This is a genomic window from Curtobacterium sp. PsM8 (assembly GCF_030433875.1).
In the GTDB taxonomy this organism is placed as follows: Bacteria; Actinomycetota; Actinomycetes; order Actinomycetales; family Microbacteriaceae; genus Curtobacterium.
In genome coordinates, this window is the sequence record NZ_JARUXD010000020.1 from 1 (window position 1) to 21,759 (window position 21,759).

Below are 21,759 nucleotides of genomic sequence, written 5' to 3' on the forward strand. Positions count from 1 at the left end.
CCCCGCTCCCCCTCCGCCGAGCGGTCGAAGACCGTCGGTCCGGGCGCATCAGAACAACGATTCGCGACCGCTCGGCGGGGGGCGACGGCGAGTCCCGGCGGCGTGACGCGCGGGGCGGCCGCGACCCGGGCCTCCCGGCCGTCCCACTCAGTGGCGCGAGCGGTCACGACACCCCGCTCCCCCTCCGCCGAGCGGTCGAAGACCGTCGGTCCGGGCGCATCAGAACGACGATTCGCGACCGCTCGGCAGGGGGCGACGGGTGCGGCGCAGGCGGGCGGGCAGGCCGGCAGACGGACGGGCGGGCCGGCAGACCGACGGGAGGAGGCCCGGCAGACGGACGGGAGGCCCGGCGCCGGTCTCGTGGACCGGCACCGGGCCTCCCGAATGTCGTCTGGTACCCGCTACGAGGAACGACGGCGGCGCGCGACCTCCCACAGCGTGACGCTCGCTGCGATGCCGGCGTTGAGGGACTCCGTCGCGCTCGAGATCGGGATCGACACGATCGCGTCGCACGTCTCGGTGACCAGGCGGGACAGACCCTTGCCCTCGGACCCGACGACGATGACGATCGGCCGGTCGGCGAGTGCCAGGGCGTCGAGCTCGACGTCCCCGTCCCCGTCGAGTCCGAGCACGAACAGGCCCATCGACTTCAGCGACTTGAGGGTCTGCGTCAGGTTCGGGGCCATCGCGACGGGCGTGCGGGCGGCGGCACCGGCGGAGGTCTTCCACGCCGACGCGGTCACGCCGACCGAACGACGCTGCGGCACGATGACGCCGTGGCCGCCGAACGCCGCCGTGGAGCGGATGATCGCACCGAGGTTGCGCGGGTCGGTGATGCCGTCGAGGGCCACGAGCAGCGGCACCTGATCGCGCGAGAACGCCCGCTCGACCAGGTCCTCGGACACGGCGTACTCGTACGCCGGGACCTTGAGCGCGACGCCCTGGTGCACGCTGTCGTGCCCCGTGATGCGGTCGAGCTCCGGGCGCATGATCTCCATGATCGGCACACCGCGGTGGTTCGCGAGCGTCAGGATCTCCTTGACGCGGTCGTCGACCTCGATGCGGGCAGCCACGTAGAGCGTCGTCGACGGCGTCTTGGTGCGGAGCGCCTCGAGCACGGAGTTGCGCCCGGTCACCAGCTCGCTGTCGTCGGTCTTCCGAGCGGGCGGGCGACCACCGGTGCGGGTCTGCGGCGCCGAGGCGCCGCTGCCACCACGACGGGTGCGGGCCGCTTCGAAGCGCTCCTTGGCGGCCTTGCGCTTGCCGGCCGGGTGGTACGGGCGGTCCTCGGCCTTCGGGGTCGGCTTGCGACCCTCGAGCGCCTGGGCACCCTGGCCGCCGGAGCCGACCTGCTTGTTGCCCTTGCGGCCGGTACGGACAGCGCCCGGACGACCCTTCTTGCTCCCCGAGACGTTCTTCATGCAGTTCTCCTGTTCGGCACTGCCGTGTTCAGGCGATGCTCCAGCGTGTTCCGGACGGTGTGTCCTCGATCGTGATGCCCGCGCCTGCGAGATCGTCCCGGACGCGGTCGGCCGTGGCGAAGTCCCGTGCGGCCCTGGCGTCGGCGCGCTCCTGTACGAGGCGTTCGACGAGGGCGGCGAGCGGTGCTCCGGAGGTGTCGTGCGCTCCACCCGACCAGTGCGGTGCACGCGGGTCGATGCCGAGCACCTCGACCATGGCAGCCACCTGATGGTACGCGACGCCGAGCGCTTCCGCATCGTCGGCGTCGAGCGCGGCGTTGCCGGAGCGGACGGTCTCGTGCAGCACCGCCAGCGCCTGGGGTACCGCCAGGTCGTCGTCCATCGCGTCGGCGAAGCCCTGCGGCACCGCCGGAGCGTCGGGCAGACGGACCCCGTCGAAGCGTTCGGCAGCCCGGGCGAGGAACCCCTCGATGCGGTCCAGTGCGGCTTCGGCCTCGGCCAGGGACCCGTCGTGGTGGTCGATCGTCGACCGGTAATGGGCGGCGCCGAGGAAGTAGCGGACGACGACCGGACGTGCGGCGCCGAGGAAGTCCGCGGCGAAGATCGAGTTGCCGAGCGACTTCGACATCTTCTGGCCGCCGACGGAGACGAGTCCGTTGTGCAGCCAGTACGAGGCGAAGGCGTCCCCGGCAGCGGTCGACTGTGCGAGTTCGTTCTCGTGGTGCGGGAAGCGCAGGTCCAGTCCGCCGCCGTGGATGTCGAACGCGGGCCCGAGGTAGCGCCGGGACATCGCGGAGCACTCGATGTGCCACCCGGGGCGGCCCGCGCCCCACGGCGAGACCCAGCTGGCGGTCGAGGGCTCCCCCGGCTTGCTGCCCTTCCAGAGCGCGAAGTCACGGGCATCCCGCTTGCCGCGGGGATCGGCGTCGGTGGCGTCGACCATGTCGTCACGCCGCTGCCGGGTGAGGGCGCCGTACCCGGGCCAGCTCGCGGTGTCGAAGTAGACGTCCCCACTGCCGTCCGCTGCCGGGTAGGCGTGACCGCGCTCGACCAGCCGCGTGATGATGTCCTGCATCTGCGGGATGCTCGCCGTCGCCCGGGGCTCGTAGGTCGGGGGCAGGATGCCGAGCGCCGTGTACGCGGCCGTGAACTCGAGCTCGACGCGGTACGCGCGCGCCCACCAGGGCTCGTCGGTGCCGGCGGCCAGGTCGAGGACCTTGTCGTCGATGTCGGTGACGTTGCGGACGAGCGTGACGCGGTACCCGCGGTGGCTGAGCCAGCGACGCCAGATGTCGTAGACCAGGGCGGACCGGAGGTGCCCGATGTGCGGCGAGGACTGCACCGTCGGACCGCAGACGTAGATGCTGACCTGTCCGTCGACCAGGGGCACGAGGTCGACGACGTCGGCGGCGCGGGAGTCGTACAGGCGAACGGTCACACGACAAGCCTAGAGGGCGTCCCCACCGGTGACACGGGACGGCCCGCAGCCTGTGGAGAACGGGTCGACGGCGTCAGCGGGAGCGGACGAGCGCCGTCGCGATCGCGGTGAGCCCCTCGCCACGACCGGTGAAGCCGAGACCGTCGGTCGTCGTGCCGGACACCGCCACGGGAGCGCCCACCGCCGCGGCCAGGGCGTCCTGCATCTCGTCACGACGGGCGCCGATGCGCGGGCGGTTGCCGATCACCTGGACCGTGACCCGCACGGGCTCGAGTCCGGCGTCCCGCAGCAGTTCGACGGCACCACGGACGAAGACGTCCCCGGACGCGCCGGCGAACCGCGGGTCCGAGGTGCCGAACCGGCCGCCGATGTCGCCGAGGCCACCGGCGGAGAGCAGGGCGTCGCAGACCGCGTGGGCGACCGCGTCCCCGTCGCTGTGGCCGGAGAGGCCGGGCTCGCCGGGGAAGTCGAGCATGCCGACGCGGCACGGCACGTCGGGGTCGAACGCGTGCACGTCGACGCCGAGCCCGACGCGGACGTCGACCCGTGCGTCGACGGAGCGGGCTCCGGCTCGTTCGGCGACGACGGCCTCGGCACGACCGAGGTCCCACCGCGTGGTGACCTTGAACGCGTCGGCGTCACCCGGCACGGTGCGGACGACACCGCCGGCTGCCTGGAACACACCGGCGTCGTCGGTCGCGGCCCGCTCCGCCACGGCGTACGCCCGACGGAGTGCGGCCAGCGGGAAGCCCTGCGGGGTCTGGACCCCGACGAGTGCGGATCGGTCGACGGTCTCGACGACGACGTCACCCGCGACCCGCTTGACGGTGTCGGTGACCGGCAGCGCGGGCACCACCCCGACACCTCCCGCGACCGCATCGCCCGACTCGACCGCGTCGCCCGACCCGACCGCGGCGAACACCCGCTCGAACTGCGACGCCGGCGTCAGACAGCGCGCGGCATCGTGCACGAGCACGGTCTCGACGGAGTCCGGCAGCACGGCCAGGCCAGCCTGGACCGACGCGTGGCGATCCGCGCCTCCCGGCACGACCGTCACGTACCCGGAAGCGGCTCCGGCGACGTCGGCGACGAGCGCACGGCACTCGTCCATCCGGTCGGCCGGGGCGACGACGACCACCAGGGTCGGCTCGGCGAGGGTCAGGACCGTCCGCAACGCGCGGACCAGCATGCGCTCTCCCGCGACCGGGACGAACGCCTTCGCGGTGCCGAGGCCGAGCCGGGTACCGGAGCCGGCCGCAACGACGACGACCGCACGGGCTGCCAGAGCTGGGCTCTGCGCCGGTGCGGTCGTCGTGTCGTTCGTGGTGCGCAAGCGGGCGTCAGGACGCGAGGACCTCGTCGAGGACGGTCGATGCCTTGTCCTCGTCGGTCTTCTCGGCCAGGGCCAGCTCGGAGATGAGGATCTGGCGCGCCTTGGCCAGCATCCGCTTCTCGCCCGCGGAGAGGCCGCGGTCCTGATCGCGGCGCCAGAGGTCGCGGACGACCTCGGACACCTTGATGACGTCACCCGAAGCGAGCTTCTCGAGGTTCGCCTTGTAGCGGCGCGACCAGTTGGTGGGCTCTTCGGTGAAGGGGGCCCGGAGGACCTCGAACACCTTGTCGAGCCCTTCCTTGCCGATCACGTCGCGGACGCCGACCAGGTCGACGTTGTCCGCCGGGACCTCGATCGTCAGGTCACCCTGCGTGACCCGAAGCTTCAGGTAGACCTTTTCCTCGCCCTTGATGACGCGAGTCTTGACTTCAGAGATGGTTGCCGCCCCGTGATGGGGGTAGACGACGGTCTCGCCGACCTCGAATTGCATGTATCAGGCTCCGTTCCCAGACCTCCAGTTTACCACAAGGGGCGTTCGGGTAAGGGGGCCGGCCACCCACCCTGACGTCCGGCCCCACCGGCGGCTGGGTAGGATGAGGGCCAGGGCCGCATGGTCCGTCATCGTGAACTTCCGGAGGAACCTCTTGCGAGCTCGGGTACTCGTGTCCGTCGCCGTCGCCGCGACGATCGCCCTCGGTGCGACCGGCTGCGAATTCTTGTCGCCGTCCCGCACCCAGGAGATCCGTCAGATCACCGACGGGGTGGACGTGTCGACCGGCACGATCGACGTGCGGAACGCCCTGCTCATCTCCGACAGCGGGAAGGACGCGCGGTTCATCGGCACGCTGGTGAACACCGGCAACGACGAGCGCACCGTCACGCTCGAGGTGGACGGCGTCGACCAGACCGTCGTCGTCCCGGCGAACGACACCACCGTCCTGGCTGACGACGGCCAGCACGACACCGTCGACTTCGACGACGTCAGCGCGAAGCCGGGGTCGCTCGTGAAGATGTACTTCTCGTACGACGGTGCCGAGGGCGCCTCGGCCACGGTGCCGGTCCTCACCAGCGCGCAGGAGCAGTACGAGACGCTCGCACCGACTCCCACCCCGACCTCGACGCCGACCGCGCCGTCGAACAGCGGCACCCAGCCGACCGGCGACGCCACGGCTCCGGGCACCCAGAGCGGCTCGCAGTCGGACTCCTCCGAAGGCGACAACGGCACGAACTGACGGCCGCGCACGGCACGACCGTGCGGTGCACCAGCGATGGACGGGAGGCCCGGGGCCGGGTCCGATGAACCGGCCCCGGGCCTCCCGTCTGTCCGTTGCGGCGGAGCCGCCGGCTACGCCTCGATGCGGTAGCCGAGGCCGCGGACGGTGACGAGGACCTCCGGCGTGCTCGGGACACGCTCGATCTTCGAGCGGATCCGCTTGATGTGCACGTCCAGCGTCTTGGTGTCGCCGAAGTAGTCCGACCCCCAGACCCGGTCGATGAGCTGCCCACGGGTGAGCACACGGCCGGCGTTGCGGAGCAGCAGCTCGAGCAGCTCGAACTCCTTGAGCGGCATCGGCGTCTCGGAGCCGTCGACGCTCACGGTGTGGCGCTCGACGTCCATCCTTATCCCGCCGACCTGTAGGATGCCCATGTCGCCCGGATCGTCCTCGGTCCGACGGCGGAGCACCGCGCGGATGCGGGCCAGCAGCTCGCGCGTCGAGTACGGCTTCGTCACGTAGTCGTCGGCGCCGAGTTCCAGCCCGACGACGATGTCCACCTCGGAGTCCTTCGCGGTGAGCATGATGATCGGCACGTTGGAGCGGGTGCGGATCTGCCGGCAGACCTCGGTGCCGGAGAGCCCGGGCAGCATGAGGTCGAGCAGGACGAGGTCCGGGTTCTCGGAGTCGAACTTCGACAGGGCGGTGACCCCGTCGGCCGCGACGGCGGTCTCGTAGCCCTCTCGCTGCAGCAGGAACTCCAGGGGCTCGCTCAGGGCCGGCTCGTCGTCGACGATGAGGATCTTGGTCACGATGGCTGCTCTTCCATTTGCTCTTCGAGTGCTGTGGTCAGTTCGGGGTCGGCTTCGGGGATGCGGATCGTGAAGGTCGAGCCCTTGCCGGGCTGCGACCAGACGCGGACGTCACCGCCGTGGTTGCTGATGATGTGCTTGACGATCGCCAGGCCCAGTCCGGTGCCGCCGGTCGCTCGCGAGCGCGCGGGGTCGACGCGGTAGAACCGTTCGAACACGCGGTCGAGGTCGGCCTCGGGGATGCCGACACCCTGGTCGGTGACGGCGATCTCCACGAAGCCCTTGGTGCCGCGGACGCCCACGCCGACGCGGGTGTTGTCCGGGGAGTACTTGACCGCGTTCGCGATGAGGTTCGACACCGCCACCTGCAGCAGGCCCGGGTCCCCCATCACGCGCAGCTTCGACTTCTTTGCGCGGACGAGTTCGATGCCCCGGGCGCGGGCGACGACCTCGTTGCCGTCGATCGCGGCCTGCACGACCTTGTCGATGCCGGTCTCCTCGCTGGCCTCGAGCGCGTCGACGGACTGCAGCCGGGACAGCTCGATGATGTCCTTCGTCAGGGCGCCCAGTCGCTCGGACTCGGTCACGAGCTGCGCGGCGAACTTCCGGACGTGCGCGGGGTCGTCGGCAGCGATGACGAGGGTCTCGGACAGCAGGCCGATCGCGCCGATCGGGGTCTTCAGCTCGTGCGAGATGTTGGCGACGAAGTCACGCCGGACCTCGTCGATGCGACGGCTCTCGGTCAGGTCGTCGGCCGTCACGAGCACGTACCGGTTGCCGAGCTGCGCGGCCCGGAAGCTCAGGTAGCCCATCACGTCACCACGGCCACCGCGGGGCAGCTCGAGGTCCTCGGCGCCCATCTCCCCGCTCCGCCGGACCCGGTCCACCAGCGCGGCGAGCTCGTCGTGCACGAGCTTCCGGCGCACGACCAGGCCGACCGCCAGCGCCTGGGGCGACGCCGCGACGACGGTGTTCGAGGGGTCCACGACCACGGCGGGGTTGTGCATCGTGGCGATCACGGCCGCGACCCCGTCGGGCAGGCTCCGCTCCGCCACGTCGGCTGCACGTGCCGTCCGCTCGGCGGTGATGATCAGCACCACGACGCCCGCGCCGAACACACCGCCGAGGAGCATCGACAGTGGCACGAGCCACGCGTTGTCCATGCCGCCAGTGTAGGAGTGGTCACACGCGGTTCGGATGCCGTTCACCGCCGGAAGCAGGCCGGATCGCGAACCGTTCAGCCGCAGGTCACCGACCGTTCACCTGCGCTGACGACACTCGTCCGGTACGCAGAGAGAGGCCCTCCCCCATGCGCGAAGTGTTCCAGCAGGAGCTCCAGGACGTCCAAGAGCGTCTGACCGAGATCGCCGGGCTCGTCGAGTCCGCCATCACCCGAGCCACCGAGGCGTTCAGCGAGTCCGACGTCTCCCTCGCCGAAGAGGTGATCGCCGACGACGCGAAGATCGACGCGGCAGCATCCGCCCTGGACGAGGTCGCCATCGACATCCTCGCCCGCCAGGCACCCGTCGCCCGTGACCTCCGCGTGGTCGTCACCGCCCTCCGCGTCAGCTCGTCGCTCGAGCGGATGGGCGACATGGCCGAGCACATCGCGCAGCTCGCCCGCCAGCGGTTCCCCGAGAAGGTCGTCCCGAAGGGCCTGCGCGGCACTTTCAAGGAGATGGGCAAGCACGACGTCGCGATGTCGCAGAAGCTCACGCGCTTGCTCGCCACCGAGGACATCGCGCTGGCCGCCGAGATCCGCGACGAGGACGACGCCGTCGACGAGCTGCACGCCAGCGTGTTCGACTTCGTGCTCGGCGAGGCGTGGAAGGGCGGGCCGGTCGACACGGTCGACGCGACCCTCGCCAGCCGGTACCACGAGCGGTTCGCTGACCACGCGGTCTCGATCGCGAAGAAGGTCGAGTACCTGGCGACCGGCGACTGGGCCGGCGCGGCCAACGTCACGACGTCCCCGGCCTGAGGTCCGGTCGGCCGGCTGGCGGCGTCCCGTGCCGAGCCGGCCGTCTGGGAGGATCGAAGCATGGCCCAGGTCGCGATCATCGTCAACGGCATGCCCGGTTCCGGCAAGAGCACGGTGGGCGCCGCCCTCGCCGAGGTGCTCGGCTGCCCCTTCCTGTCGAAGGACCGGGTGAAGGAACCGCTCGCCGACATCGCCGGCCCGATGATCCCCTCGCGCACGCTCGGCGGCATCGCCATGGACACGCTCTGGTCCATGGCCGGAGCAGTCGAGAACGGGGTCGTCGTCGACGCCGTCCTGCTGCCGTCACGTGACCGGGACCACCTGGAGGCCGGACTCACCACCGCCGGGTCGCCCCGCGTCGTCGAGGTGTGGTGCGACGTCGACCGGGCGACCGCCGAGGACCGCCTGCGGGAACGGTACGAACCGGGCACGCTGCCGGTCCGCCACGACGTGCACGGTGACCTCGTCGACATCCTGGCGTTCTGGGACGAACACGAGGCGACCGCCGGACCGGTCGGGGTGGGGCCCGTCGTCCGGATCGCGACTGATCGCCCGTACGACGTCGGGTCACTCGTGCAGGAGATCGCCGCACACTTCAGCTGACCGAACACATCACATACCGGATGTTCTCCGGACGACACGGCAGGGTGCCCCTGGTCGGACCACGACCGCGATCGAAGGAGCCCCATGACCAGAACCACCACGCGCATCACGACCGCAGCCGTTAGTTGCTGCGTCGCCGGTCTGCTCGCACTCGGCGCCGCAGCACCGGCATCGGCAGCCGCCTCGAGCGCCGCTGACCCCGGCACCCGTTCGAACGTCGCCGAGACCGTCGCGGGCACGCCGTCGCCGGGGATCGACGGCATCGAAGTCCGCGACGGGAAGCGGTACCTCGTGGGCACCGGGATCCCGGGTGCGAACGCCCTCGTCGATCCGCTGAACGCGTTGGCGCGGGTCCAGTCCGACGGTCGTTGGAGCGCCGAGATCCGTCGCGACGTGACGTCCTTCAGCGTGCGACAGGGCCTCGGCGGCCTCGTCTCCAGCCCGGCGGTCTGGAACCTCGGCGACGCCCCGGTCCCCGCCGGGGCGACCCCACCGCCGCCCGCGGCGCCGGACCGTCCCGTCGTCGAGGGCATCCGTCACGCCGACGGCAGGTCCTGGCTCGTCGGCACCGGGATCCCGGGGGCGTCCATCTCGGTGAAGAAGAACTACGCGGGAACCTGGCGCGGCACCGTGGCCGAGAACGGCACCTGGCAGGTCGATGTCACCAACGACTTCGTCTTCCGCTCCGAGGTGAAGCAGGGCATCAACGGCACGATCTCGAAGGCCGTCCTCGTCGCCTTCAACACCACCGGCGACTCGTACGGCGGAGCGGAGTTCCAGCTCCTCGCGTCCTGATCCCAGGGGGCAGAGACAGCGGTGGCGCGGAGTGTCGAGACACTCCGCGCCACCGCTGTACCCGCTGTGCTACTTCTTCGCGCCCTGGGCCGCGACGGCAGCAGCACCGGCGGCAGCAGCCTCCGGGTCGAGGTAGTACGCCGGCTTCGTCGGACGGAAGTCGTCGTCGAGCTCGTACACGAGGGGGATGCCCGTCGGGATGTTGAGCCCCGCGATGTCGTCGTCCGAGATGCCGTCGAGGTGCTTCACCAGCGCCCGCAGCGAGTTGCCGTGCGCCGTGACCAGGACCGTCTTGCCCGCGCCGAGGTCCTTCGTGATGTCGGACTCCCAGTAGGGCAGCAGTCGGTCGATGACGAGCTTCAGGGACTCGGTCCGGGGCAGCTGGTCGCCGAGGTCCGCGTACCGACGGTCACCGGCCTGCGACCACTCGGCGTCGTCGGCGATGGGGGGCGGCGGCACGTCGAACGAGCGGCGCCACTCCATGAACTGCTGCTCGCCGTACTGCTCGAGCGTCTGCGCCTTGTCCTTGCCCTGCAGGTCGCCGTAGTGCCGCTCGTTGAGGCGCCAGTCGCGCTTGACCGGCAGCCAGGCCAGGTCCGCCTCGAGCAGGGCGATGTCGGCGGTCTGGATCGCCCGGGTCAGCAGCGACGTGTAGAGGACGTCGGGGACGATGCCGGACTCGGCGATGAGACTGCCGGCCCGCTTCGCCTCCTTCTCGCCGAGCTCCGAGAGCCGGACGTCGACCCAACCGGTGAACAGGTTCTTCTGGTTCCAGTCACTGTTGCCGTGACGGAGCAGGACGAGCGTGGAGGTCATGCGCCCGAGTCTACCGAGCGGTGCTCCACCCGTACCCTGGTCCCATGCCCGGGAACTCCTCGCCGATCGGCACCGTCACCCGCGGCACGACCGGGCACAACCGCCTCCGCCGCGTCGACCGGTGGATCGCGACGCTCCCGGTCCTCCGACGCACCGACGACCCGCTCGTCGCGGACGTCGGCTACGGCGCGAGCCCGACGACGACGCTCGAGATGCGCGACCGCCTGGCCCGGATGCGGCCCGACGTCGAGGTCACCGGCATCGAGATCGAGCCCGCCCGCGTGGCGATCGCGAACGCGGGGACCCGCGACGGGGTCACGTTCCGGTTGGGCGGCTTCGAGACCCCGACACCCGACGGCCGACGCCCGGCGGTGATCCGGGCCTTCAACGTGCTCCGGCAGTACGACGAGTCCGCCGTGGTCGGATCGTGGCGGATCATGCAGGACCGGCTGCAGCCCGGCGGCCAGCTCGTCGAGGGCACCTGCAACGAGGTCGGTCGGGTCGCGTCGTGGGTCACGCTCGACCGGGAGGCCCCGCACACCTTCACGGTCGCGCTGCGGTTGGCAGGGCTCGACGTCCCGAGCATCGTGGCCGAGCGGCTGCCGAAGGCGCTCATCCACCGCAACGTCCCGGGCGAGCGGGTGCACGGGTTCCTCCGCGACCTCGACCTGGCGTGGGCGGTCGCGGCACCGCTCGGTACGTACGGTCCGCGGCAGCGCTGGATCGCGGCGGTCCGGGGCATGCGCGACCGCGGCTGGCCGGTCATGCACGGGGTCGCTCGCTGGCGCCTCGGCGAGCTCAGCGTCCCCTGGTCCGCGGTCGCCCCCGCCTGACCGAGACTCGGCCAGGCGGACAGATCCGCGGCCAGCAGCGCGCGAAAGTGTCCGCAGAGCCGAGACTCGGCGCCGCAGCCACGCGCGCGGCAGCAGCGCGCGGCGGGTCTACGGGCGGCGGACCGCTCCGAGACGCGGCAGACGCGGGACGTCGGCCGTCGCACCGGCACCCGGCGGGACGATGACCTGCTGCGCCGCGGTCACGACGACGTCGTCCGCTGCGAGGGTCAACACGGCGGTCGGGTCGAGGGACCGCTTGACGACCGCCAGGCCGACCGGTCCGAGCTCGTGGTGCGTGGCCGAGGCGACGAGCCGCCCGACCTCGGTGCCGTCGAGCAGCACCGGGCTGCCGGGTTCCGGCACGACGCCGTCGGAACCGTCGAGGTGCAGCATCACCAGGCGCCGCGGCGGGCGCCCGAGGTTGTGGACCTTCGCGACGGTCTCCTGCCCCCGGTAGCAGCCCTTCGACAGGTGCACGGCCGAGCGGAGCCAGTCGAGCTCGTGCGGGATCGTCCGCTCGTCGACGTCGGACAGGGACGGACGCCAGGCCGCGATCCGCAGGGCCTCGAGTGCCAGGAGGCCCGCGGCGGGGACGTCCGACGCGGCCACCTGGGCAGCGGTGTCGGGGGTGACCACGGCGATGCGGAGGGTCCAGTCGGTGCCGGGGTGGGCCTCCTGGTCGGCGTAGCCCCACCCGCCGGGCGTGACGGACGCCCACGGGTCGGTCCAGATGGCCAGTGGCTCGGCACCGTGCAGCGGGTCGGCGCCGTCGAACCAGCCGAGGGTCGCGAGCTCGGCCGAGCGGTCGGTGACCTCGACACGGAGCATGAACCGCATCGACGAGAGCCACGCGGCAAGCGGCTCGGCGTCCGCCGTCTCGGTGAGGAGCCAGGCGGTCTCGCCGTCGTCGACGACGCGTGCGGCGTGCTCGACGCGACCGGAGGCGTCGAGCACCAGGGTCTCGGTGCTCACGCCCGGCGCCAGACCGAGCAGCAGCTGCGACGTGATCGAGTTGAGCCAGGACAGGCGGTCGGGGCCGGACACGGTGACGACCCCGAGACCGAGCTCGACGACGGCTCGACCACGGGCGAGCAGGCGCTGCTCGCCGATCGGGTTGCCGAAGTGGGCGGCCGGCCCGGTGGCGGACGCGACGAACCCGTCACGGACGGCGAACGGCGACGTCATCAATCGACCTTCGCGAGCTGACCCGAGGCGTGCGAGGTGAGTTCACGTCCCAGGGCAGCGATGTCCCACGCCCAGAAGAGCTTGCCCTCGACCAGACCGTACATCCGAGTGGCGGCCGAGTACTCCTTGGCGTTGGCGGAGCGCATCACGGCGTCGGTCGCCAGGTCGATGCGGCCCTGCTTGACGCGGCCCACGTAGAGCTCGTTGACGCCGGTCGGGTGGATGATCGCCGCTTCGACGTCGAAGCCGTTCGTCTGGTTGCGCAGGGTCTCGACGCTCTGCGTGGTCGAGAACGGCACCGGGCCGTCGCCGAGCAGCAGCGCCGGACCGCGGTCGCCCGGTTCGGACGGCCGGTCGAGCCGCCAGTAGCCCATCTCGGCAGCGAGCGGGGTGTGGTCGTCGTCGAGCAGCCACGTCGTCGACGAGTAGTTGAGGTACGGCAGGCCGTCGTGGCTGAAGCTGATGCGCTGACCGAACTCGTACGTCCGGACCTCGTCGTCCTCGCCCACGGGGTACTCGACGACTCCGGTGCCTTCCCAGACGCCGACCAGCCACGACAGCGGGACGAGTTCGGCGGAGAGGCCCTCGGGGAGTTCGATCACCGCTGGCCCTTGAAGAGCTTGACGACGACGGTCACCGAGATGAAGGCGATCGCGAGCGACGCCAGGCCCAGCAGGCCCACGTAGAAGAGCTCGAGCGCAAGCAGCGAATCCATGCCGGAAGTCTACGCGGACCGGACCGAGAAGCCAGCAGGCTCAGCGCGCCAGCAGGATCAGCGCCGTCACGAGGACGACCACGAACGACCCCGACGACGCGATGCTGATCCGCTCCACCAGGCCGTCCTTCGTCTGCGTGGCGAGCTGCAGCACGAAGCTGACGAACACCGCCGCGACGAAGACGAGCAGCAGCCAGGCGAACGAGTCCTTCTGCGTCAGGGTGAGCACGAGCACCGACCCGACGACCGCGAGCAACCACACCGGCACGACCGACGTCAGCCGCAGCCGGCGCTGGCTCGGCACGACTTCCGGGTCGGGGCCCACAGGGGGCGTCGTCTCGCTCACGTCCCCATCATGACAGCCACGTGCTGCACCGTCCGTCGGGGTGGGCGCCCCGGGCTCACTAGGATGGCGCAACGACGTCTTCTCCCTCTGGAGGTCCTGTGGCACAGCTCCTGGTACTCACCTCGGCCGCGCCCGGCGACGTCCTGCCGAGCCTCGGCCTGCTGAGCCACCGGATCCGGCACGTGCCCGCCGAGGCCGCCCAGCTGGTCAACGCACCGCAGAGCGACCTGATGTTCGTGGACGCCCGCACCGACCTGGTCAGTGCGAAGGCCCTCTGCAAGATCCTCGCCACGAGCGGTTCGACGACACCCGTCGTCCTCGTCGTCACCGAGGGCGGCCTCACCGCGGTGACGACCGAGTGGAACATCGACGACGTCGTGCTCGAGTCCGCCGGCCCCGCCGAGGTCGACACCCGCATCCGCCTGAACGCCGGCCGCGCCTCGAAGAACCAGACCGGCTCGAAGATCCAGGCCTCCGGCGTCGTCATCGACGAGGCGAGCTACTCCGCGAAGGTCCGCGGCCGGCCGCTCGACCTCACCTTCAAGGAGTTCGAACTCCTCCGCTTCTTCGCCACCCACCCGGCCCGGGTCTTCACGCGCGAGCAGCTGCTGAGCGAGGTCTGGGGCTACGACTACTTCGGCGGCACCCGCACGGTCGACGTCCACGTCCGACGGCTGCGCGCGAAGCTCGGCGACCTCGAGTCCCTCATCGGCACCGTCCGCAACGTCGGCTACCGCTTCAACGTGCACGACGACGACGACCGCGGGCAGGGCCAGTAGTGCTCGCGATCGTCGAACAGCTCGCCGACGCGGCGGTCGCCGACGGCGAGGCTCCCCCGTTCTCCGACCAGACCCTCGTCGACCTGCGCGCCGGCCGCGCCGACGTCCTCGGTGACGACACCGGCGTCGCGGTCGTCCGCGACGGCGAGGTCGAGGTGTTCGTCCGCCGGGAGGCCCGTGGCCGGGGCATCGGGACCCGTCTCGTCGAGCAGGTGCTCGCCCTCGCGGACCCGCCGTCGCGGGCCTGGGCGCACGGCGACCGCCCCGCCGCCCGCGCCCTCGCAGCCCGCGTGGGCTGGTCCGCGGAGCGGACGCTGCTGCAGTTGCGCGCACCGGTGCCGACGTCGGCAGGTGATCCGGGCCTCCCGGACGGCTACCGACTCGACGCGTTCCGGGCCGGCTCGACCGAGGACGAGACCGACTGGCTCGCCCTGAACGCCGCGGCCTTCGCGTCGCACCCCGAGCAGGGGCGGATGACGCTCGACGACCTGCGCGCCCGCGAGTCCGACGCCTGGTTCTCCGGCGACGACCTGGTCCTGCTGCGCGACGCCGACGGCGCACTGGCCGGCTCGTGCTGGCTCAAGGTCGAGGACGGCGTCGGCGAGTACTACGCGGTGGCCGTCCGACCGGACCTGCAGGGCCGGGGTCTCGGTGGGGTCCTGATGCGCGCCGGAGCGGCCCGGCTGGTCGACCGCGGCCTGCACGCTGTGTCGCTCTACGTCGAGGGCGACAACGCGCCCGCACTGGCGCTCTACCGCCGGCAGGGGTTCGTCGACCACACGGTCGACGTCCAGTACGCGGCGCGGACGACCGGCCGGTAACATGGAGCGTCGGTGACGCACCGGCGTTCGTGGGTTCGGGGGATCTGTGGCGGAGTACGGGCAGCACGCGCAGCGCTCCCAGTACGGCGAGGGGGAGCCGCTCGGCGCGTCCTACCGGCTGGTGCAGCTCCTGGGGACCGGAGCGTCCGGCGAGGTCTGGCGGACCGAGCACACCGCGACCGGTGAGCAGTTCGCGGCCAAACTGCTGCGTGCCGAACTCGCCGCGGAACCCGACGTCGTCGAACGGTTCGTCCGCGAACGCTCGGTGCTCCTGGCGCTCGACCACCCCTCGATCGTCCGCGTCCGGGACCTCGTCGTCGAGGGCGACCGCCTCGCCATCGTCATGGACCTGGTCGGCGGTGGATCCGCCCGCGACCTGCTGATCGCCGTCGGCACCCTGCCGCCGAGCGACGCCCTGACCATCACCGCCGAGACCCTCGACGCCCTCGCCGTCGCGCACGAACGGGACGTCAGCCACCGGGACGTCAAGCCCGACAACGTCCTGCTCGACCACGAGTGGACCGCCGGCAGCACGGGCGACGTCCGGGTGTCCGACTTCGGGATCGCCTCGGTCGTGGCCGAACGGGACCGCAAGACCACCGGCCTGCTCGGGACCCCGCAGTACATGGCGCCGGAGTCGATCAGCCAGGGGCGCTCCGGTCCGGCCGCCGACGTGTACGGCGCCGGGGTGATGCTCTACGAGCTGCTGTCCGGGCGGACGCCGTTCGCCGGCCCGGGCACCGACTTCGCCGTCGCCTACCGGCACGTGACCTCCACCCCGCCGCGGATCGACGTGCCCGACGCCCTCTGGGCCGCGCTGTCGTCGCTGCTGGCGAAGGACCCCGCTGCCCGGCCGTCCGCGGTCGACGCCGCCGCGACCCTCCGTCGTCTGGCCCGGTCGCTGCGGGACACCCCGGCCCTCGAGCGCGTCGACGACCCGGACGCGTTCGACGAGGTCGAGCGGCCCGCGACGGTCGTGCGCGGCGGAGTCGGTGTCGGGAGCGCCCTCGCCTCGACCGACTCGAGTGACGCTGACTCGTCCGCCGTGGTGGCGGCCGAGGACGGACCCGTCGAACCCGGTCCCGAGCTCGGCACCGCCGGGTCGCAGACCGTCATCCGACCGCTGGCACGTCCCGTCCTGCCGGCAGCACCGGCCGAGGTCGAGACCACCCGCCGCCGCTTCACCCGACCCGACTGGTTGACGAACCGGATGCTGCTGCTCGGCGTCGTCGGGCTCGTCCTGGTCGTCGTGCTCGTCATCGCGGCCGTCGTCTGGCTGCCCGGCGCCGGGAAGAAACGCCCCGGGGGCAGCGCGACCGGCGCGCAGAGTGCCAGTGCCTACCAGCAGGACCGACCGCTGCCGACGGGGTTGACGACCACACGCAAGGCCGTGGTCGACGCCTCCGCCGGCACCGTCGAGCTCTCGATCACCTACGCCGCGCAGACCGCTCCCCTGACCGGGCCCCTGCTCGAGGTCCTGCCCGCCGCGGCGAAGGGCGCCGACTGCCCCGCCGTGACCTGGAGCGGCGAGGGCATCAGCGCGAAGCGGAACCAGCCGTCGCTGACGGGCGTCGACACCGCCTGTGCGTGGAGCGTGTCCGGCGTCGACATCGAAGCCGGCGGCTCCGTCACGGTGCAGGCCACGGTGCCGGCGGACGCGATCGAGTCGGGGTCTGGGTCCTCTGCTGGGTCGGGCTCCGGTGCGGGTGGTTCTCCACTGCAGGAGTGGCTCGACTCGGTCGGCACCGCCACCAACGCCGCCGTGACCGACCAATCCGTCAGCGGGACCGCGTACCCGGTGCAGCGGCTGCAGGGCATCGACGTCCGCACCCCGGACCGCAGCGTCAGCCAGACCACGCTGCCCGTCACCCTCGTGCCGGTCTGGCCGAGCGGTGCCGACGAGCTCAACCCGCTCTACCGCAGCCCGAGCACCGGTCGGCCGTCCGAGATGCTCGTCGACGTCGCCGGCGGAGAGTCCGGCGTCCGCTTCGCCGACGGCTGCTCCGGAGCGCTGGCGGTGTCGTCCGACGGGCTGGTCGTGACCGCGCTGTCGGTGGCGCCGACCTGCACGGTGCGGGCCACGGTGGGCAACTTCACGAACCTCGAGAGCGACCCGTTCGGTATCACCACGCGCGACTGAGGTCGGTGCCGGGTGCGGTCCGGCAGGGTTGCCGGGACCGGCTGGTCGGCGGACGGGAGGCGCGTGGCGGGGCCGCCGCGCGCCTCCCGTCCGGCGGTCCGCCCGTCCGCCCGTCTGCAACGCGGAAGCGGCCGATCGGCGCAGGCCGTCGGCGCAGGTCCGTCGCTTCCGAGGACCGGACGAAGCCGCGTCGACCGGGGACGACGCGTCAGCAGGTCAGCTGGCGGCGGAGGCGGTCTGCACGAGGCGGACCGCGCCTCCCGAGGCGGCGTAGCCACGACCGACGGTCAGCGCCACCGGCGAGCGGCGGGGCAGGGTCACGCCGAGGAGCTCGCCGTCGTAGTCGACGTCCGGTTGCAGGAGCACGCCGCACCGGGACTTCCGGACCGCGCGCGTCCAGTGGCTGTACATCGAGCGGAGGTCGGCGGACCGACCGGACGCCACGACGCAGAGGCCCGGGCGTTCGGTCGACAGCACCGACGCAATGCTCTGGTCGGCGTCGTCGAACCGCTCGGCGTCGTCGATGAGCAACAGCACCGGACCGCGCTCGAGGCGGAGGCCGGCCAGGAGCGCCGGGACCTCGTCTGCGCCGACGGCGACGCGGTCGAACGAGCCGGAGGCCAGCGGGGAGCGTCGGTCGCAGATGGCCCAGACGGCCGGTCGGACGCCGTCGGCGTTCCGCGCCGACTCGGCCAAGGCGAGGAGCACGGACGACTTGCCGGAGCGCGCCGGACCGGCCACCAGGACGTGTTCGCCGTCGTAGACCTCGAGGACGGCGGTACCGAGGTCGTCCTCGGCGATGCCGACCGGCATGTGCCACGGTTCGGTGTCGAAGCGGGCCGGTACACCGAGGTCGGCGACGGAGACGGCTCCGGGGAGACGGCCGACCGCGCTGGCCTTCGGCGTGGTGCCGGGCCACTGCTCGGCGACGGCACGGACGGCCTCGGTCAGGCTGCCGCTCGGGGTGCCGACGTGTGACTGCAGCTTGCTGATCGAGTCGATGAAGCGGCCCGGGACCGGCGGCGGGACGTCCTTCGGGCGGACGCCGATCGTCGCGTAGTCGTACGGGTCGGCGAGGCGGAAGAGCCACTTCTGGGTGGTGACCTCGTCCATCGCGGATGGGACGGCCTTCGCGCGGGTCGTCGACACCGCGAAGGAGATGCCGAGCGCCGGGCCCTCGGCGTACACGCGGTACAGGGCGTCGAGGAGTTGCTGCCCCTCGAAGTCCTGGTACTCGTCCCGGAGCGCGGCGAGACCGTCGAGCAGGACGACCGCGCGGCGACCACCCGGGGCGGAACGGCGACGGTCGAGCTCGGTCCGGAGGTAGCGGAGCATGCGGGCCTGCAGCTCACCGGCACCGGCTCCGGACCCGACGTAGGCGCTGGTGTGCGGCAGGTCGGCGAGCGGGGCCAGGTCGCCGGCACCCATGTCGAGCACCAGGAGGTCGAGGTCCTCGGGGCTCGTGGTCCGCGCGAGCTGCAGGGCGATCGACGCCAACGCCGTGCTCGTGCCGCTGCCGGGGATGCCCATGAGCATGAGGTTGCCCTCGTTGCGGTCCCACCCGGTCGTGACCTGGCGCTGGTTGTCCGGGTCGTCGGCGAGGGCGACCGGGACCGTGCTCGGTCCGCGTGTCTGGCCGTCGGCGGGGACCAGGGTGTCGAGCGGGACGGAGGTGCCCAGGGCCTCCGGCCAGATCGGGCGGGGCGGGGCGTACCCGGCCTCGTCGTTGGCGGCCGAGATGGCGTCGATGAGCACGTCGAGGTCGGTGAGGTCCGAAGCGGCCGGAGCGCTGAAGGCGATCGGCGCCGGCACACCGAAGACGTCGGTCGGGCGGACGGTGACCGGCTGCTCGGCGCGGAGGTCGCGGGCACGGCCGGTGACCAGCGCGGTCTGGACGGGCGTGATGTCGTCCTGCCCGAGCTTCACGTAGGCGCGACCGGTCTGCTGGCGGCCGATGCCCGCGGCGGAGGGGACGCCGATGACGTTCGTGGAGTCCTCACGGCTCTGCACCCGAAGGGCGACGCGCATGTTCGTGTTGGCGAGGATGTCCTCGCTCACCACACCGGCCGGCCGCTGGGTCGCGAGGAGCATGTGGACGCCGAGGGTACGACCGACGGCAGCGATCGCCACGAGCGAGGTGAGGACGTCCGGGAAGTCCTTCGCCAGCATCGCGAACTCGTCCACGACGAACAGCAGACGCGGCATCGGCTCCGCTGGCTTCGTCGCCAGGTACGCGTCGAGGTTGTCGATGTCCGCACCCGCGGCGGCGAAGACGCGTTGCCGACGACCGAGCTCGGCCTCGAGGGCACGGATCGCGCGGTCGGCGAGCTGCTCGTCGAGGTTGCTGATCGTGCCGATCGTGTGCGGCAGACGCTCACAGGCGGCGAACGCGGCGCCGCCCTTGAAGTCCACGAGCAGGAAGTTGAGGCGCGTCGGGTCGTTGCGGGCGGCGAGCCCGGCGACGAAGGACCGCAGGAACTCGCTCTTGCCGGAGCCCGTCGTGCCACCGACCAGGCCGTGCGGGCCGTCACGGACCAGGTCGATCTCGAGGACGCCGCTCTCCGACGAGCCGATCGGCGTCGAGAAGCCGGTGCGGGCCTCCCAGGCGGCTCGGATGGCGGCGGCACCGGACGGTTCGCTCGCACTGGCCGCGTTCGCCAGCAGGTCGGGCAGGCGGACGAGGGCCGGCAGCGACGCCCCGGGCACCAGGAGTTCCGGGTCGTCGAAGTGGGCGACGTGGCGAGCGCAGAGCTCGGCGGCCTCGGGCGACAGCCCGGCGAGCACGACGTCCTCGACGCGGGTCCGGTCCTCCGGACGGTAGACGGTGGCCGCGGCGTCCGCGCCGACCGTGATGATCGTGGTGCAGGCCGCGGGGAGCTGCTGCTCGTTCGTCGCGATGACGATGCCGCTCACCCGGCGCGGACGTTCGCCCGGACGGCGCACCTGGCCGAGCGCGCTGCGACCGTGACCGAGCAGGCTGCGGGCCGGGGCGTCACGGCCCTCGGTGAGGACCTCGGAGTCGATGAGGACGAGCAGCTCCGGCGTCGGCAGTTCGTCGATCGACTCGCGGAGACCCCGGAGGACCGCGGCGCCCTGGTCACGCTGCGCCGACATCCACCGCTGGCCGGTGCTGCTGCCCGCCACGCGGGCGTGCGGCAGCCAGGAGGCCCAGGACCAGTCGTCCTCGCGGCCCCGGTCACAGAACACACCGACGGTCAGGTCGGCGGGTCCGCAGTGCACGGTCGCCTGGACCAGGAGGCTGCGGGCCAGTGCGAGCGCACCCTCGCGGTCGCCGACGATGCCGACCACACCGGCGTCGCTCAGGTCGGCGACGACGGGCGCGGCGGTGAGCTTGCTCGACTCGATCGCGGCCTTCGCATCGTCCTCGAGCTTCGTCTGCGTCGCTCGCGAGTCCAGTTCCGGCCGCCACGGTGCGTCGCCGGTGCCGGCGTGCAGGCTGAGGAAGTCGACGTCGTCGGCACGACGCTGCCACAGCGTCGTGGACGGCAGGAGCGCGCGACGGACGACACTCGCCGGATCGGGCACGAGTTCCTGCCGTCGAGCGGCCTCGATGGCGGCGGCCGCGGTGATCTCGCCGCTGAACTCCTCGACCGCCCCGGCGAAGCGGTCGTCCTCTTCCTTGAGGTTCTTGGCCCGGCGGTGCTTCTGCTCGAACCACATGCCGATCGCCGTGACCGGGCTGAGGAGGGCGAAGAGCGCGAACCGGGCGTCGCCGAGCAGGAGCACCATCGCGCCGGCGAGGACCAGCGGAGCGGCGACGGTGATCCAGCTGAACTTCGACGCCGGCGGCACGTCGCGCTTCGTCGGCGGGGACACCGGCTCGACCGCCGTGTTGCGGCCGGGACGGGGCGGACGGTTGAAGGGAGCCGTCGCCGCCGGGGTCAGGTTCGGCAGGGAGCCCGGCGCGGGCACCGGTGTCTCGTGCAGGTCCGGGCGGACGAGCAGGACCGCCCCGCCCACGATGACGCTCGTGCCGACGGTGACGAGCACGCCGTCCTCGTCGAGCCGCTCCCCCGCCACCACCGTGCCGTTCGTGGAACCGGCGTCGCGGATCCGGACACCGTCGTCCTCCCGCTCGATCGTGCAGTGCTCCCACGAGGCGCTCTCGGTGGGCAGGACCAGGTCCGCCTGCGGGGCGCGGCCGACCACGAGCCTCCGGGACCGTGGCACGGACACCACCGCACCGGTGACGAGCCCACCCGCCAGGGTGACCGTCCAGCCGTCCACGAGCTGCGGGCGTTCCTCGGGCGTGCGGGCGATGCGTGAGCCCTCGAGCAGGACCAGGTCACGGAGGGGCGTGTCGACGCTCGTCCGGTGCCCGTCGACCGCGAGGGTCGTGCCGGGCTCCAGCGCGAGGCCGATCGCCGACTCGATCAGTTCGCCGAGGCAGCTGGCGTTCGCCCAGCCGTCGACCTCCACCGCTTCACGTCGGTCGTCGAGCTCGATCAGCAGACGCATGCGCGCTCCTCCTCGTCCGTGGGGTGGTGGGTACTGGTCTGCCGGAGG

The 21,759-nt window shown here is 72.1% G+C and carries 19 protein-coding genes; 8 read left to right on the forward strand and 11 right to left on the reverse strand.

From position 1 onward, the window contains the following. Positions 1-401: 401 nt before the first annotated feature. The 4 genes from rlmB to QCD68_RS06705 form a co-directional block, all read right to left on the reverse strand. Positions 402-1,421 carry a 23S rRNA (guanosine(2251)-2'-O)-methyltransferase RlmB gene (gene rlmB / locus QCD68_RS06690; protein ID WP_301222470.1) on the reverse strand — a complete coding sequence of 340 codons (1,020 nt, stop codon included), beginning with the start codon at positions 1,419-1,421 and terminating at the stop codon, positions 402-404. Positions 1,422-1,449: 28 nt separating this feature from the next. After that, on the reverse strand, positions 1,450-2,859 hold the full coding sequence (cysS, locus tag QCD68_RS06695; protein WP_301222471.1) for a cysteine--tRNA ligase: 1,410 nt from the start codon (positions 2,857-2,859) through the stop codon (positions 1,450-1,452). A gap of 73 nt (positions 2,860-2,932) precedes the next feature. Continuing rightward, positions 2,933-4,144: a 2-C-methyl-D-erythritol 2,4-cyclodiphosphate synthase gene (gene ispF / locus QCD68_RS06700; RefSeq protein WP_301222499.1), complete on the reverse strand. Its 1,212-nt coding sequence runs from the start codon at positions 4,142-4,144 to the stop codon at positions 2,933-2,935. A gap of 55 nt (positions 4,145-4,199) precedes the next feature. Further along, positions 4,200-4,682: a CarD family transcriptional regulator gene (locus tag QCD68_RS06705; RefSeq protein ID WP_017888066.1), complete on the reverse strand. Its 483-nt coding sequence runs from the start codon at positions 4,680-4,682 to the stop codon at positions 4,200-4,202. 154 nt (positions 4,683-4,836) lie between these two features. Between QCD68_RS06705 and QCD68_RS06710 the strand changes: the two genes are divergently transcribed. Then, positions 4,837-5,424, forward strand: a complete 588-nt coding sequence (locus QCD68_RS06710) for a hypothetical protein (RefSeq protein ID WP_301222472.1) — start codon at positions 4,837-4,839, stop codon at positions 5,422-5,424. A 113-nt stretch (positions 5,425-5,537) separates the two neighbouring features. On the opposite strand, the gene QCD68_RS06715 is transcribed toward QCD68_RS06710, so the two are convergent. Together QCD68_RS06715 and QCD68_RS06720 are read right to left on the reverse strand one after the other, a co-directional pair. Next, positions 5,538-6,218 carry a response regulator transcription factor gene (locus tag QCD68_RS06715; protein WP_110903429.1) on the reverse strand — a complete coding sequence of 227 codons (681 nt, stop codon included), beginning with the start codon at positions 6,216-6,218 and terminating at the stop codon, positions 5,538-5,540. Continuing rightward, a complete protein-coding gene (locus QCD68_RS06720; protein ID WP_111073806.1) occupies positions 6,215-7,381 on the reverse strand; it encodes a sensor histidine kinase in 1,167 nt (388 codons plus the stop codon). The genes QCD68_RS06715 and QCD68_RS06720 overlap by 4 nt, the downstream gene beginning before the upstream one ends. Positions 7,382-7,527: 146 nt before the next feature. On the opposite strand from QCD68_RS06720, the gene phoU reads away from it, so the two are divergent. The 3 genes from phoU to QCD68_RS06735 all read left to right on the forward strand — a co-directional run bounded on the left by phoU (position 7,528) and on the right by QCD68_RS06735 (position 9,597). Continuing rightward, the gene (phoU, locus tag QCD68_RS06725) at positions 7,528-8,199 is read left to right on the forward strand and encodes a phosphate signaling complex protein PhoU (protein WP_111073807.1); all 672 of its coding nucleotides are present in this window, start codon (positions 7,528-7,530) and stop codon (positions 8,197-8,199) included. 60 nt (positions 8,200-8,259) lie between these two features. Continuing rightward, positions 8,260-8,802 carry an AAA family ATPase gene (locus QCD68_RS06730; protein ID WP_301222473.1) on the forward strand — a complete coding sequence of 181 codons (543 nt, stop codon included), beginning with the start codon at positions 8,260-8,262 and terminating at the stop codon, positions 8,800-8,802. A gap of 84 nt (positions 8,803-8,886) precedes the next feature. Next, entirely contained in the window at positions 8,887-9,597 is a 711-nt protein-coding gene (locus QCD68_RS06735; protein WP_301222474.1) for a hypothetical protein, read from the forward strand. A 69-nt stretch (positions 9,598-9,666) separates the two neighbouring features. Here the strand turns inward: QCD68_RS06735 and QCD68_RS06740 are convergent, their stop codons facing one another. Continuing rightward, entirely contained in the window at positions 9,667-10,413 is a 747-nt protein-coding gene (locus tag QCD68_RS06740; RefSeq protein WP_301222475.1) for a phosphoglyceromutase, read from the reverse strand. A gap of 44 nt (positions 10,414-10,457) precedes the next feature. On the opposite strand from QCD68_RS06740, the gene QCD68_RS06745 reads away from it, so the two are divergent. Further along, positions 10,458-11,246 (forward strand): class I SAM-dependent methyltransferase, encoded by a 789-nt coding sequence (locus QCD68_RS06745; protein ID WP_301222476.1) that lies wholly within the window; start codon positions 10,458-10,460, stop codon positions 11,244-11,246. Positions 11,247-11,354: 108 nt separating this feature from the next. Here the strand turns inward: QCD68_RS06745 and ygfZ are convergent, their stop codons facing one another. From ygfZ to QCD68_RS06760, 3 genes are all read right to left on the reverse strand, one after another. Next, on the reverse strand, positions 11,355-12,431 hold the full coding sequence (ygfZ, locus tag QCD68_RS06750; RefSeq protein WP_301222477.1) for a CAF17-like 4Fe-4S cluster assembly/insertion protein YgfZ: 1,077 nt from the start codon (positions 12,429-12,431) through the stop codon (positions 11,355-11,357). Further along, positions 12,431-13,033 (reverse strand): FABP family protein, encoded by a 603-nt coding sequence (locus QCD68_RS06755; protein ID WP_253464929.1) that lies wholly within the window; start codon positions 13,031-13,033, stop codon positions 12,431-12,433. Before QCD68_RS06755 ends, ygfZ begins: the two co-directional genes overlap by 1 nt. Before the next feature lie 153 nt (positions 13,034-13,186). Then, complete coding sequence (locus tag QCD68_RS06760) at positions 13,187-13,492, reverse strand: hypothetical protein (RefSeq protein WP_146248056.1); 306 nt, start codon at positions 13,490-13,492, stop codon at positions 13,187-13,189. A gap of 98 nt (positions 13,493-13,590) precedes the next feature. On the opposite strand from QCD68_RS06760, the gene QCD68_RS06765 reads away from it, so the two are divergent. Genes QCD68_RS06765 through QCD68_RS06775 form a run of 3 tightly spaced genes read left to right on the forward strand, consistent with a single transcriptional unit; the run spans position 13,591 to position 17,232 of the window. Further along, the gene (locus tag QCD68_RS06765; protein ID WP_111073815.1) at positions 13,591-14,271 is read left to right on the forward strand and encodes a response regulator transcription factor; all 681 of its coding nucleotides are present in this window, start codon (positions 13,591-13,593) and stop codon (positions 14,269-14,271) included. Continuing rightward, positions 14,271-15,092 (forward strand): mycothiol synthase, encoded by an 822-nt coding sequence (gene mshD, locus QCD68_RS06770; RefSeq protein WP_301222478.1) that lies wholly within the window; start codon positions 14,271-14,273, stop codon positions 15,090-15,092. The genes QCD68_RS06765 and mshD overlap by 1 nt, the downstream gene beginning before the upstream one ends. Before the next feature lie 46 nt (positions 15,093-15,138). Then, a complete protein-coding gene (locus QCD68_RS06775) occupies positions 15,139-17,232 on the forward strand; it encodes a serine/threonine-protein kinase (RefSeq protein WP_301222479.1) in 2,094 nt (697 codons plus the stop codon). A gap of 216 nt (positions 17,233-17,448) precedes the next feature. Here QCD68_RS06775 and QCD68_RS06780 read toward each other — a convergent pair whose 3' ends face one another. After that, the gene (locus tag QCD68_RS06780) at positions 17,449-21,711 is read right to left on the reverse strand and encodes an FtsK/SpoIIIE domain-containing protein (protein WP_301222480.1); all 4,263 of its coding nucleotides are present in this window, start codon (positions 21,709-21,711) and stop codon (positions 17,449-17,451) included. Positions 21,712-21,759: the final 48 nt, after the last annotated feature.

Coding starts and splice junctions, on each gene's coding strand:
- QCD68_RS06730 (WP_301222473.1), top strand. CDS start 8,260: ATGGCCCAGGTCGCGATCATCGTCAACGGCATGCCCGGTTCCGGCAAG.
- QCD68_RS06745 (WP_301222476.1), top strand. CDS start 10,458: ATGCCCGGGAACTCCTCGCCGATCGGCACCGTCACCCGCGGCACGACC.
- QCD68_RS06735 (WP_301222474.1), top strand. CDS start 8,887: ATGACCAGAACCACCACGCGCATCACGACCGCAGCCGTTAGTTGCTGC.
- rlmB (WP_301222470.1), bottom strand. CDS start 1,421: ATGAAGAACGTCTCGGGGAGCAAGAAGGGTCGTCCGGGCGCTGTCCGT.
- QCD68_RS06780 (WP_301222480.1), bottom strand. CDS start 21,711: ATGCGTCTGCTGATCGAGCTCGACGACCGACGTGAAGCGGTGGAGGTC.
- phoU (WP_111073807.1), top strand. CDS start 7,528: ATGCGCGAAGTGTTCCAGCAGGAGCTCCAGGACGTCCAAGAGCGTCTG.
- QCD68_RS06720 (WP_111073806.1), bottom strand. CDS start 7,381: ATGGACAACGCGTGGCTCGTGCCACTGTCGATGCTCCTCGGCGGTGTG.
- ygfZ (WP_301222477.1), bottom strand. CDS start 12,431: ATGACGTCGCCGTTCGCCGTCCGTGACGGGTTCGTCGCGTCCGCCACC.
- QCD68_RS06740 (WP_301222475.1), bottom strand. CDS start 10,413: ATGACCTCCACGCTCGTCCTGCTCCGTCACGGCAACAGTGACTGGAAC.
- QCD68_RS06705 (WP_017888066.1), bottom strand. CDS start 4,682: ATGCAATTCGAGGTCGGCGAGACCGTCGTCTACCCCCATCACGGGGCG.